This is a genomic window from Halodesulfovibrio sp., assembly GCF_025210605.1.
In the GTDB taxonomy this organism is placed as follows: Bacteria; Desulfobacterota; Desulfovibrionia; order Desulfovibrionales; family Desulfovibrionaceae; genus Halodesulfovibrio.
Map to the genome: position 1 here is coordinate 1 of NZ_JAOARI010000022.1, position 13,826 is coordinate 13,826.

10 protein-coding genes are annotated in these 13,826 nt (G+C 44.2%); 4 read left to right on the forward strand and 6 right to left on the reverse strand.

What is annotated here, in order from left to right:
* Positions 1–391: 391 nt before the first annotated feature.
* Positions 392–988, reverse strand: coding sequence for a GDSL-type esterase/lipase family protein (locus N4A56_RS08610; RefSeq protein ID WP_295546562.1), 597 nt, complete (start codon positions 986–988; stop codon positions 392–394).
* Between the two features lie 604 nt (positions 989–1,592).
* Here N4A56_RS08610 and N4A56_RS08615 point away from each other — a divergent pair.
* The gene (locus N4A56_RS08615; RefSeq protein WP_293670172.1) at positions 1,593–1,970 is read left to right on the forward strand and encodes a ferredoxin-thioredoxin reductase catalytic domain-containing protein; all 378 of its coding nucleotides are present in this window, start codon (positions 1,593–1,595) and stop codon (positions 1,968–1,970) included.
* Between the two features lie 234 nt (positions 1,971–2,204).
* On the opposite strand, the gene N4A56_RS08620 is transcribed toward N4A56_RS08615, so the two are convergent.
* The 5 genes from N4A56_RS08620 to N4A56_RS08640 form a co-directional block, all read right to left on the reverse strand.
* The gene (locus N4A56_RS08620; protein ID WP_295546565.1) at positions 2,205–3,620 is read right to left on the reverse strand and encodes a sigma-54 dependent transcriptional regulator; all 1,416 of its coding nucleotides are present in this window, start codon (positions 3,618–3,620) and stop codon (positions 2,205–2,207) included.
* Positions 3,620–6,046, reverse strand: a complete 2,427-nt coding sequence (locus tag N4A56_RS08625; protein WP_295546566.1) for a DUF3365 domain-containing protein — start codon at positions 6,044–6,046, stop codon at positions 3,620–3,622. Before N4A56_RS08625 ends, N4A56_RS08620 begins: the two co-directional genes overlap by 1 nt.
* 237 nt (positions 6,047–6,283) lie before the next feature.
* Positions 6,284–6,550 (reverse strand): hypothetical protein, encoded by a 267-nt coding sequence (locus N4A56_RS08630; protein ID WP_295546569.1) that lies wholly within the window; start codon positions 6,548–6,550, stop codon positions 6,284–6,286.
* Positions 6,551–6,640: 90 nt separating this feature from the next.
* The gene (locus N4A56_RS08635; protein WP_295546571.1) at positions 6,641–8,377 is read right to left on the reverse strand and encodes a putative sulfate exporter family transporter; all 1,737 of its coding nucleotides are present in this window, start codon (positions 8,375–8,377) and stop codon (positions 6,641–6,643) included.
* 404 nt (positions 8,378–8,781) lie between these two features.
* The gene (locus N4A56_RS08640) at positions 8,782–9,699 is read right to left on the reverse strand and encodes a mechanosensitive ion channel domain-containing protein (RefSeq protein ID WP_295546573.1); all 918 of its coding nucleotides are present in this window, start codon (positions 9,697–9,699) and stop codon (positions 8,782–8,784) included.
* 96 nt (positions 9,700–9,795) lie between these two features.
* Between N4A56_RS08640 and N4A56_RS08645 the strand changes: the two genes are divergently transcribed.
* The 3 genes from N4A56_RS08645 (at position 9,796) to N4A56_RS08655 (ending at position 13,775) form a co-directional block, all read left to right on the forward strand.
* The gene (locus tag N4A56_RS08645; RefSeq protein WP_295546575.1) at positions 9,796–11,145 is read left to right on the forward strand and encodes a sigma-54 dependent transcriptional regulator; all 1,350 of its coding nucleotides are present in this window, start codon (positions 9,796–9,798) and stop codon (positions 11,143–11,145) included.
* A 551-nt stretch (positions 11,146–11,696) separates the two neighbouring features.
* A complete protein-coding gene (locus N4A56_RS08650; protein WP_295546578.1) occupies positions 11,697–13,124 on the forward strand; it encodes an aminopeptidase P family protein in 1,428 nt (475 codons plus the stop codon).
* A 111-nt stretch (positions 13,125–13,235) separates the two neighbouring features.
* A complete protein-coding gene (locus N4A56_RS08655; protein WP_293670185.1) occupies positions 13,236–13,775 on the forward strand; it encodes a ferritin-like domain-containing protein in 540 nt (179 codons plus the stop codon).
* Positions 13,776–13,826 lie beyond the last annotated feature (51 nt).

Genomic DNA, 13,826 nt, shown 5'->3' on the forward strand with positions numbered 1-13,826 from the left:
AGAAAAGCGCCTTTCGGCGCTTTTTCTACTTTCCGCAGCGTTTGCAGCAAGTACAAATGGTTCCGCAACCAACTTCTGCGTAAGTTACGTCTACCAAAGCATTCTCAATCTTTTTCCAAGCACTCATTACGTATTTCATTTCGTTTTCCTCCGTTGAGAGAGTAACTATGCTTCGCGGCTTATAAAGTAAAATTCAAAGAATTCACTTTTTTCATGAGTTTTTTTTATATAATGATTTTCTACAATAAAAACAGAAGGAAACAGAGTAGAGCATGAAAAAAACCATCAAAATTCATAAAAAAAGAGACCGCACACCAGTTGCACGGTCTCTTTCTACATTACATACGGGCTTGCCTTACAGCAAAACGAAGCACCCGTCGAACATCTTTATCTAGCTGTTCATCCACAAAACGATGTGTTCCAGCTCATGCAGGGTATTCGCAATAATTGCATTTCCCTCTTCGGTTGGATGAACACCATCAGTCAGGGTATTTAAATACGGCTCATGCTGAGAAAGTTTGGTAAAAATATCTACATACGTAATATTGTAGTCTGCGCACATATCCAAATACGCAGCAGACAATTTGCCGATACGCTCACGGTGCTCAACATTGGTTACAGGAAACGGGCTGACCATTACAATATTCTTTTTACCGTAGGTTTCCACCGCATCTATTAATATAGTACGCGCATTCTCGACAGACTCTTCAATCGTCAGATTCTGCACTCCGGCAGGCGCTGCCATATCAACAACACCAAAGCTGAACATCAGGCGCGGTTTACTCTCTGGAATAAGTCTGGCTTCAACTTCACTTTTCCAACGCTTTGCGATTGCCTGACTTGAATGTTTACGAGCACCTAAATTATAAAACGTAGCAGGAGGAACCGGCACGCCGGACGCCAAGCTTAACTGACCAACCCAACCCTTTAATGACGGGTCGCTTACACCGAGAGTTAAAGAATCGCCAAAAAAGAAAAATGTTTTCATACTCTCTCCTGTTCCATACCTACTTCAAAATGTATGCAATCTCACCAGCAACGACAGTATATCACTTAAATTTTAGAACACACTGTTGCCACTGTTATTAGTATATAAATCCAACAGTCTTTAACCACCGGACACGTATTACAAAGATACGTTTTACGCAGTGGAGACTCTCCGATACTGTAGTTAACGCTATTCCCGATCAATTGTCTAGCTCGATAAGAACAACCATCAATTTTTATTGACCGTTATAGCAACGTTGCGCACTAAATTCTCCCATACAAAAAGAGATCATACTGCAATTCATCAATTCCACAAAAGAATGTACTACTATCGCAAAAAAAGCAGCACGGCATTAGTCACCACTGTAGCAGCTCTTTTTCAGAATATTTTTTACTGTATATCCATACTCAACAGGAAGGGATTTAAGCTATACGAATGCTGCAATAAGTTACACATTTTTCATTAATATTCTTTAACGCATATTTTGAAATATTTATGGAATTCAAACGGTTCTCACATCAGTCACCTCTTGACAGCACACGTCAAAATACTTACCTGAATGAGCGGGATTATATCCCGCCAAATACTCTTTCAGGACATCAAAATGAGCGAACCAACAGAAGAAACTATTAAACGCGTGCGTAACTACGTTGCAAAATATTGCGATAAAACAGGTCTTACAACCCACTCAATGCCAGAAGTAACTGACGCGGTAGTACTCGGACTTGCAAACAACATCGACACGCTGGGTAAACCTCTCTGCCCTTGCCGCTTCTATCCGGACAAGGCAGAAGAAATTAAATCCCGAACATGGCTCTGCCCATGCAAGGACATGAAAAGCTACAAGTACTGTCACTGTATGTTGTTTGTTAACAAAGACGGTATGCCTGTAACCGAACATCTGCCGGAAGACCATGAAGGTATCGCCACTTACGGCATCACAAAAGACCCTGCACCAGAAAAGTACAACCCGCCAAAATAATTTTTTATGCGCCAAGCTAAGAACCCCCAATAGTCATGCAGCTATCGGGGGTTTTGTGTATTTGGTGGATAGAATAAAGAATCCAAAAATGCGTTATTACAAAACGGTGCTTAGAACAAAAAAGAGACTCCCATCACAACGATGGGAGCCTACAAACCATATGATAAGCGGCAGACACTTTTGCCGAAATAACCTGTTCGCTTTGCAACCAAGCGGACTTCGTTGCGAGCAGGGCTATCTAAAACTTGCCGCGTCCATGTTAAGGCGAGCCAAAATTTTCTGAAGTGCTACACGGGATAATCCTGACACACGCGCAGCTTCAGAAATATTTCCTTTAGTGCTTTTAAGCAGGTCAGAAACATACGCTTGCGTAAAATCATCAATAACCTTGTTTTTTGCTTCCTTGTACTGAGTAATCCCTGAAGAATCACTTTCAGGAGCAGCTACAGCCGTCAACGTGCCACTATCTACAAGCCGGACAACATTCATATCGACTGTTTCACCAGAGCAGAACACAGTTAATCGGCGCACATAGTTTTGCAGCTCACGCACATTGCCTTGCCATTGTTTTGTGGAAAGGTACGTCAGCACATCCGGCGCAATTCCCTTCTCCTGCAGCCCCATTTCCGTACAAGATTGTCGTAAAAAATGGTACGTGAGCAACGGGATATCGGTAACTCTCTCCCGAAGAGGTGGGATTGTCACCGTAAGAACATTTAAGCGGTAGTACAGATCTTCACGAAACGACTTATCCTGAATGTGCTTTTCAAGCTCCTGATTGGTCGAGGCAACCACACGGACATTAACATGCTCATTATGGTTTGCACCAACAGGACGCACTTCGCCTTCTTGTAAAACACGCAACAGTTTTGTCTGAACTTGAAAAGAAATATCTCCAATTTCATCCAAGTGCAGGGTTCCACCATCAGTTGTAGCGAACAACCCTTTATGATCTTTATCTGCACCGGTGAATGCGCCTTTCACATGCCCGAAAAGTTCACTTTCAAGCAACTGCTCGGGAATCGCAGGGCAGTTGACGCTTAAAAACGTTTTCTCATTACGGGTACTCAATTGGTGAATCATTCTGGCAACCATTTCTTTACCAGTCCCAGATTCTCCACGCACGAGCACAGTGTAATCAGAGTGTGCTACAGCTTGAATAGAGAGCTTCAACTGCTGCATCGCCGGAGATTCACCGATAAGCTCATCTGATGTACTGAATGAACGCACCTGCTCTTTCAGCAGTCTGTTTTCATTCATCAAGGCAGCGCGTTCCTGACTTTTGGCAACAACCCTGAAAAGCTCTGACGGCTCAACAGGTTTAGTTAAAAAGTCATACGCACCATATTTCACTGCTTGTACGGCTGTTTCAATAGTGCCATGAGCCGTAAGCATTACCATAGAAAGATCAGGGCGCAGTTCCAAAGCAAGAGGTAACAGCTCCATACCTGTCATACCGGGCATGAGCATATCTGTAAGCATGATATCAACATGAGTTGACTTCAATACATCGAGAGCCGCGTTTCCTGTATGAGCAAGTAAAACTTCCATATTCGGAAATTTACGCACAATAAGGCGCTGCAAACCACGCGCAAAATCCTGCTCGTCATCTACCAGCAGAATAGTCTGTTGTACTTCACCTTGTTCCATTACTCTTCTCCAAGGTCACACGAAGTAGCAATTGGAAGCGTAATAACAAATTTTGCTCCGCCGAAATCGGTACTGCTTGTTGCTTCCACTTTACCACCAAGGTCTGTCACCATTCCGTACACAATAGCAAGCCCGAGTCCGGTTCCGGAACCGGGACCTTTTGTTGTAAAGAATGGATCAAAAATTCTATTCATATTTTCCGGCGAAATGCCTTCACCGTTATCTTCGATGCACACCTGCACCGAATCATTTTCATGGACAGCACTCAAGTGAATCTGCCCTTTATTTTCTTCCACAGCATCAATGGCATTAATCACAAGGTTGGACAATATTTGTTCCAATTCCTGCTCACCCATTGCAGCAAGAACATTTTCCGCCATGACAGATGCTGTAAGTTCGACCTTTTTCGCCGCAGCCTGAACGGAAAACACTTCTGCAATACTGTGCACAACCTGAGCTGTATCTGCTGTGCCGGTATGCGATACTTTAGGACGGGCGAAATCAAGCAGATCGCGCAAAACACGCTGAGCATGGCGTGTGTGGCGCAGAATAATATCAATATCCTGCGTTTGTTGTTCTGCTGCTGCATCATCTTTTAACAGTTCAGCATAACAGAGAATAACACCCAGTGGGTTGTTGATTTCATGTGCAAGCCCTGCCGCGAGTTTACCAATGGTTGCCAGCTTTTCATGCTGCTGCATTTGCGCAAGCATCCGCTTTTCGCGTGTTGTTTCACGCACATGAACAACGACTCTGTCAGGAAGATTCCCTCCCTGAATAACAGGATAAATCCCCATAGCAAAGGTACGTGCATCATCAACCACAACTTCATCAACAAACGGAACCTTGCGTGAAAGCGCAAGTTTCATAGAACAGCCGTCCGCAGCATTGTAGTCGGAAAGCATGGTCAAAATATTTCCGCTGGTATCGCGTCCTGCGCTGAACTCAGCAGAAAGGTTACATGCCGCCTTATTCGCTGTAAGCACGTTACAAGATGCATCCATCAGAACAAGAGGATCTGTAATACCTTCAACAATTGTCTGGAGTGTCTGCATCTGCCGCATCATATTGTCAAGCGCTACAAGGTTTTCAGCCGCTGCCCCTAGCTGCCTGCCAAGAGCGCGCATTAATCCATGATCCTGCAACTGCACAAACCGCGGATCATCCCAATAAAGAATGAGAAGCCCTTCCGCGTTCCCCGCGCTAGATTCCACAGAAATAATGATGCGGTTGCTCTCAAATTTGATGCCGCTTTCTGTAATGATATACAACCAGTCTTCAGGAAGCGTTTGTGATTCTGCACCACTCGGCCATGAATAGCTTGTATTGGATGCAAAAGTACAAATATACGTCACAGTTGTTGCCTGAAAACGATTGCCTATTTCCGGCATAGCAAGATTTAGCAACTCTCCTCGAGAACGGCTTTTCTGCATAAGAGAAAGCAAGGTCACAAACAATGCAACGTCTGAACGGCGCTGTAATGCTTCGTGAGTCAACTCCTCTGTACGTTCATCAACCATTGTGCGCAGGTTTTCAGCATATTCTTTCAGCTGAGCACGCGCCATAAACAAATGGTTGTTTAATTCAAGCAGCCCTGTTTCAAGCTCTTCAATCTCATCCTGCTCTTCAATACTATCAAGCAGTTCAATGCCTCCGGTTTCCTCAAGATTTTCACGGAACACGGAAGAAATACGTTTAATATTATCAACAACAAGAACTTTAAACAGCACGTTCGTTGTTGAAAAGAAGACAATTGCGCCGACAACAAAAAATGCGAAATATCCAATAATAGTTTTCTGCAACTGCCCCAAACTTGCCATGACATTAATGCCTACCAAGTCTACGCCGCCAATAGAATTAACATCCTTATCAAAGCCACGTTCACCATACTGCTGAACAACTTCTACAGGCGCATCATTAATATCACCATGGCATCGCATGCAACTTTCAGTGTATGTCACAGGACGAGCCATCACATAGTAGCGCTGTCCGGCAATCTCTTTGTAGCCTTTCCAGATAAGTTCTTTGGGGTGCTCGCGGAAATACGAAATAAATTTACGTTCAAGCGTGTTAGCTTCAGAGTGTGGATTACGCGAATTAATGGATACACGACGGTACAGATACCCGTCATCGCCTTTAAAATGATCCATTACGCTGCGCGAAATATAGGAAGAACTCATTGCTTCAATGACGAAAGTGTTCGGCATCATTTCGAACATTTTAGGGCGCAACACTTTTCGCACGTAATTTTGCACGGCATCCACTTGTGTAAAAGTCAGAGTTGCTTTCGCCTCAACTTCATCTTCCAATACTGTACGCATATGAATGTAGAAGCCGATAGCAAAAATCACCCCAAGCACTAGCGATGCTAACGCAAGTCCACTTAAGAACTGTTTTTGCAAAGAATACGGTTTACGGAAAAGCATAATGCAGGAGTTTCTCCCAAGTAAGTTTGCGATTTTCTTATGAATATATCAGCCTGAGTTGTTTACATACGGGCTGTTATAAACAATAGAAAAAAGCACCGTAGCGCAGAACTTGTAGTGGTACAACCGAATACAAAACAAATTTCCACAGATAAAGGTAAACACATAAAATGTATAAAGACCCCGTAGAGTGTGCACTACGGGGTCACAGACAAAAAACAAGCCAAGTAAAAAAATCTACTTCACTGCTACGTTCATTGAGCGAGGCATATGCTCAAACGTCGAGCGGGCACCTAGGTCGGCTTCGCCGCACACTTCAATATCAGTGTAGTAAAATTCACCTGTTTCAATACCGCTGTCATCAATAAATTTAGCCATGGTAGTAAAATCTTCAGAACTTGCAGTAATGGCAGGACAAATAACGTAGGTAAAAGACCAAAAAATTGCGAGGCCCACAAAAAATTTGGTCCATCTGTAGAAAGCACTTGTCTTATTAATTGTCATCGTCTCATTCCTTACACAGTGGAGAGCACTGGACAGGGTGATTGCTTATAAAGCGGGAGAGAGCCTGCCCTCTCCCGCCTTTGTATGCATTTAGATCTTAGCAGTAATCTCAGGGAATACTACGTAGAACATGATGTACGCCATTGTAAGAGTCAATACCAAGTTGAGGGACTGACCACAAACGTACAGGATAAGCGGCTTGCCGCCTTTGAAGTAGCCTGCAAGCTCGCGGAAGTTAGTAGCAAGACCAATTGCTGCGAAGCTGAGGCAGAAGAACCAACCGCGGAAGATTTTGGAGAAGCCGCGGATTACACCGTGGTCAACCATTGCAAAACCTGCATCGGAACCAAGGCTGGTGTAGATAGTAGAGAAGATTACAGAAGCGATAACGAAGCCGATAACGAATTTAGGGAAGCGGTGCCAGATTTCCATCCAGCCAACTTTCTTGCCTGCTTCAGCTTCAACTTTGGTGCACCAGTAAACAGCTACGCAGAATGCAGTTACACCAATAAGAACGTTCTGAATCATTTTAATGGTAGCAGCAACAAACATAGCTTTCTCAGAGAGGAAAGCACCCGCAGCAGCTACAGCACCAGTTGCGTCAATAGTACCACCCATCCATGCACCACCAAGAACGTGTGGCATTGCAGTTGCTTTAATAACTGCTGGCATCACGATCATCATGATGGAAGTAAACACGAGGGAGAGACCGATGGAGAGAGTAAGTTCTTCTTTTTTAGCGCGACATGCAGCAGCGGTAGCAATAGCAGCAGAGGTACCACATACGGACATATCAGCAGAAATAACCATGTTCAAAGACTTGGAAGGCATCTTGATAACTTTCTGACCAAAAATAAATGTAGAGATCAGAACTACAGGAGTAACAACCCAAGCTACGAAGATACCAGGAACACCAATCGCGATAACTTTGCTGAAGAGAACTTCTGCACCAAGAAGTACGAGACCGGTTTTAATGAAGTATTCAACTTCCAGAGCAGGTTTGATCCACTTAGGAGTACCGATTGTGTTCGCAACAAGCATACCGATAGCGATAGCCCATGCTGCGTAGCCGATACCGTAATGTTTCATGGTTGCCTGGTAACCCATGAGGTACGCAAATACACCAACTGCGAATACTGCGAAGAAACCTTTGAGGAATCCACCAGCATCTTTACCCATAACTTTGATACCCAGAGAGAACATTACTGCCATTACGAGGCAAAGTCCGAGAAGGGATGGGAACAAGTTGTAAGGCTTATGTTTAATTTTCTTTTTAGCTTTTTTGGAAGCCTGACGAGCTTTACGCCATGTAGCGATTTTAGAAATAGCTTCGTCGTTAAGAGCAGCGTTTGTGAAAGTTGCCTGTGCAGCAGCTTCCTGTGCTGTAAGAGCAGCCATTTTAGCAGCTTTTGTTTTAGCAGCAGCAGCTTCATACTTAGGCTTGTATTTAGCATTTAAAGCATCTGCGCCTGCCTGATCCATGTAGAAAGCGTCAAGCGGGTTAGATTTCCATTTCTTAGGCTTGCTAGTCCAAGACTTAATTGTTTTACCAATTGAAGAGCTAGTAGCTTTAAGCTTGCCTTTGCTATCCTGAGCTTCGTAGTAAGCAACAGTCTTAAACGGTGCGTACTCAGCCTGCTCCTGCATAATGGAGTTTGCTTTCGCAATTTTAGCGTCAAGACCTTCTGGAGCATTGTTAAAGTAGATAAGACTACCAACAAGCAAAATTACTGCACCAAGCCAGATAGCCCAGTAATCTTCCTTCAGCCATAAATCGGAAATACTAGATTTCCCTTCGTCAACCACGATATTTTTGTCTTCAGCCATTATGCATTTCCTCCTTTGCAAATCGGCAATTCCTTCCTCGTTACAGTCTACGAGTAGACCTGTAGACTCAGCATTCTAATAGCAAGGACAATGCCACTTTTTTCACAAATAAGAAAAATAGCTATTTCAATATATTACAAAAACTCACAGAATATTCACGCAATTCACATAAACAAAAAGTGCATACTTAAGTTTACACTAAAGTATGCACCTAAAATCAACACATCCTTGATAACTGCCTAAAATCAACACATTACGCCGTTGTAAACAAAACTTTACAGCACACTAAAATGTGGTCTTCCTCAAGTATGCGCCTGCTAAAAAAAGCATAACTGTTTGGAATAATTACTTGTGACGCATATAAAAGACCCGCAATTGACCTATCGGAAAGTTTAACAGTGCTTTTACGAGCCTGTCATTTGCGGCGGGTCTGGTACTTCCGGTGTAAGATTAAAATCAACTTTCGAGGCTTTAATACCATGGCGATTGAAGATCTTGATAATTCTGGAGCGGACTTCATGTCCTAGTTGCCATGCTGAAGGCGGATTATCTGCCCATGCAACCACCCAACACTTAAAGTAGCGCTCATCCATACTGATTACCCAAAATTGCGGGTCTTCATAATCGATAAAGTTATCGCAGCATACAACTTCACGCTTTACGAGCCTTTCAATTTCATCCAGATCACAATCATATGAAACAAAAAACTCAACATGTACCCACTGGTAGCGGTCTGCTTTGGTGTAGTTGATTACTTTTTGAGAGAGCATCATGCTATTGGGAAAAATTACCCTCTTCCAGTTCCACAATTTAAGCACCGTATGAATAGTCGTGATATCTTCGATTGTTCCATAATGACCATCAACTACGACCGTGTCGTTAATACGGAAAGGCTGCGAAAAGGAAATAACCATTCCTGCAATTGTGTTCTCAATTAATGGGCGCGCCATCATACCCACAACCACACCGATGGATGCAGCAAACACCGATATATATGTTGCAGGGATACTACCGACATACGGAAAGACAAGGACAATGACCCATGCAAATATTAAAAAGAACAGAGCGATGCGGCGGATGATAGTAAACCGGTGCTCAATAGATTGCAGCGCTTTTTTACGCGCACGCCGGTTAGGACGATCCACAGGCGTGTCCGTATTCTTTGCAAGGAATTTATCTAGATTGGAAATACGCTCCTGACGTTGCGACTCTGTGTCGTCAATTTTTTTCTTAGCCCATACAATAGTGAGCACACCGAAAAATGCTGTCAGCATAGTAGCCAAGGGTAATTCTTGTAAATATAATAGTAGTTCTTCACGCATACAGCACCTTACTGTCAGGCAAAAGCATGTGCAACCTCTTTCCAGTGGTACATAGCCATTGACCTCTTTGCTGCGCTCCACTATTTTTTAGTGCTTATGAGACGCAATATTTTAGTAGTTGATAAAGATAACGGTTCACTGGCTGCCCTTCCAAAACTTCTCCGATCAGCAGGATATGAAGTAATACACGTTCATAACCACAACGAAACACGCTCCGCTCTTGCGCGGGAGCCGTTTTCTGTTGTCATAGCCGGTCTGGAAGAGCACCACGCGCAAAAACAAAATCTGCTCAAGACTATCAAAGCAGACACGCCGGACACGGAAGTCATTCTTGTATCACGAGCAGCTCGTGTTGATGCTGCGGTACGTGCTATGCAAATGGGTGCGTTTCATTTCCTCTCGTTACCAGAAAATCCAGCCGACCTGCTTGTCATCATCGAAAAAGCAATGGAGAAAAACCAGCTTCAGTCCGAAGTGAATGAGCTGCGCCAGATTCTCCAAAAGCAGCAAGCCATGCCTACCCTTATCGGTAAAAGTGCGGCTATGCAGGAGCTGAAAAAAGAAATTGCCCGAATCGCGCCGCTCGATTGCACCGTTTTGATTCAAGGCGAAACGGGGACTGGTAAAGAGATGGTTGCGAAAATGCTCCACAAGTTAAGTGCCCGCGCTAACAATCGCTTTTATGCGACCAATGCTGGTGTCTTTAGTGCAGAGCTTCTGGCAAACGAACTCTTCGGACACGAAAAAGGGGCATTTACAGGTGCTCAGTCCACCAAGGAAGGTATTTTCGAAGCGGCAAGTAAGGGGACTCTTCTTCTTGATGAGATAGGCGAGATGCCAATAAATATGCAAGTTCAGCTGCTGCGAGTCCTGCAAGAGCGCACAATTACCCGCGTCGGCGGAACCTCAGATATATCCATTGATGTGCGTGTGATAGCAGCAACACACCGCAATCTTGAAAAACTCGTAGAAGATAACCAGTTCCGGCAAGATTTATTCTACCGTCTCAATGTATTCACGCTTCGCATTCCTGCATTACGCAAGCGCCCTGACGACATTCCCTTGTTCTGTAATTTCTTTATGCAAAAATATAGTAAAAATTTTAATAAAGAAGTTACCTCACTGTCTGAGAATGCCATGCTGGCTTTGATGCGACATTCATACCCCGGCAACGTTCGTGAACTGGAAAACATTATTGAACGTGCTGTGGTGTTATGTGACGGTGAAACCATCCACCTGAAACACTTGCCGCAAGAATTTTCTAAAGGCAGCGAAAAGTCGCGCCATGTTCCCACTAACAACATACACAGAACTCTCGCCGATGTTGAACAAGAACATATCACTCAAGTTCTGGAATCTGTTGATGGCAGTAAGGCTGCTGCTGCAAAAATTTTGGGAATTGACCGCGCAACGCTGTGGCGCAAATTAAAAAAATTTTGCGCATAACATCTGATAATTACTTTTTATTTTCTGGATGTTGCACAATGCAACACGTTGCATTGTGCAACATCTGCCGTGCATCCCGCCAAATGACAGCCATTTTCAATACCGACCTTCTCTAACGTTGCATTATGCAACACCCCATCCCTTCACCCCACCTATTCCTCTCTAAATATAAATTCAAACATATCAATATATTATAAAAATTCCATCTTTTGGCACGGCATTTGGATATAGAATAGCAACAGTAACTGGTTCATCCGAACCTCCTCCATTTGTCTAAAAGCGAACGTAACTCGTCGGCAACCGGGGTACGTTCATCAGCACATAGTGCTCCTCTCATAAGGTTTCAGTGTCGCTCGGAGGACCCACCTCCTCTTCCACCACCATCCATCATACGACACTGGGACAGAAAAGGCTTCATGATGTCAGCGCGTCATGAAGCCTTTTTTGATTTTCAAATCCCTGTTAAGCAGGTATCATCTTTTCACCACAACATTTTCTAATTTTTTGTATCACTTGTGACGGTAACGGACACAACACAATCCGGAGGCTTCATGTTTTCTGCTGCTACGTATGTTGAACGACGCAAAACGTTATGCGCTCGTCTTACAGAGCGCGGTGAAAAAGGTCTGCTTTTATTCCCGGGGAATTCAGCTTCTCCGATGAACTACACAAATAACGCGTACCCGTTTCGTCAAGATTCCTCATTTCTGTACTTTTTCGGGCACAACCATGAGGGCTTAACTGGTGTAATTGATCTTGATGCAGGCGAGTCATGGTATTTCGATCAAGGCTTTTCAATGGACGACATCATCTGGTCTGGCGCGCTTGCCACACCGGAAGAGCTTGCCGCTCGCTGCGGTGCAGAACGGTACGGCAACGAAGACACGCTTTCTCAGATGATTTCCGATGCACGCAAAAAAGAACGCCCTGTACACGTACTGCCTGTCTATCGTGCTGACACACGTATGCGTCTGGTGCAATTACTTGACTGTGGCATTATGGAAGCAGATACGTTTATCTCCACACCATTTATTGAAGAAGTTGTGAACCTGCGTTCCATCAAATCCATTGAAGAAGTCATGGAGATTGAGCTGGCTTTAGAAACTTCCTACGCCATGTATGCCAACGCACTTTCAGCAGCACGTCCCGGAGCATCTGAACGACAGATTGTATCTGTTCTTCACTCCACCCTTGCGCTTGCTGGCACTTCTCCATCTTTTACTCCAATATGCACAGGTCGTGGTCAAATTCTCCATAATCACGAATACAGCCATATGCTTCACTCTGGAGACTTGCTGCTCATTGACTCCGGTGCTGAATCAGCAAACCATTACGCTTCTGACATAACTAGAACATTTCCTGTTTCCGGCACATTTACCGAACAACAACGCGATATATACTCCATAGTACTCGCCGCGCAGGAAGCTGCTATTTCTCAATGTGCACCTGACATTGCATTTTTAGATTGCCACCTCACCGCAGCCACAACCATAGCTTCCGGTCTGAAAGACTTAGGTATCCTTAAGGGTAATGTTGAAGATATTGTAGCAGCAGGAGCACACGCCCTCTTCTTCCCGCATGGGTTGGGGCATATGCTTGGTCTGGATGTACATGACATGGAAGGACTCGGCGAAGACTTTGTTGGCTACGATGATACGATTACCCGTTCTGACCAGTTCGGACTTCGTGGTCTGCGGCTTGGTCGCAAATTACAGCATGGATTTGTCATCACAGTCGAACCGGGCTGCTACTTTATCCCTGCTCTTATGGAGCAATGGAAAGCAGAAGGCACTTGTAAAGAGTTCATCAACTTTGATGTAGCAAGCCAGTTCAGCGAATTTGGCGGTATCAGAATTGAGGACGATATTTACATCACACGCGAAGGGCACAGAGTACTCGGACAACAGATTCCTAAAACAATTGCAGGAATCGAAGGACGCATGCACGCAAGTTCACAACGATTATATCAACGTGGTTAACGCCCAACAATCATAGGCTTTTTCTCAAACACTGCGGTACAGTTTTCTCCAAACAACAAAGAGATTGTGTCAGCATGCTGACCTGTCGATACCTTTATAGGAGAATTCTGTATGAGCAAGTCTGACAAAGAAGCCCGTCGTCAAAAAGTTATTGATGTACTGAACAAAGCACGCAGCATGGAACTGCACGCCATTACCCAGTACATGAATCAACATTACGGGTTGGACGACATGGACTACGGGGAGCTTGCAAAGCAAGTCAAACTTATTGCTTTGGATGAAATGCGCCACGCAGAAATGTTTGCTGAACGCATTAAAGAGCTTGGCGGAGAACCGACGGCTGACCTGTGCTGCCCAGTGGAACGAAAACAAGCAGTGGAACGCATCTTTCCTTTTGATGCACACCAAGAAGACGACACCATTGAGCAATACAACCAATTCCTGATTGTCTGTCGAGAAAACGGTGACAGCGGAAGCCAAAAAATATTTGAGACTATTATCGAAGAAGAGCAAATGCATTACAACTACTTCGACTCTATCTCAAACCATATTGAAAAGCTCGGCGATGTGTTCTTAAGTAAAATTGCCGGAACTCCTGCTTCCACAGGACTCGCTCATCAAGGCTATGCAGTCACCGAAGGTGGCGAATAATTTTCCATTCGATATCTTACAAATAAAAAAGGCTGCCCATAACTCTATGGG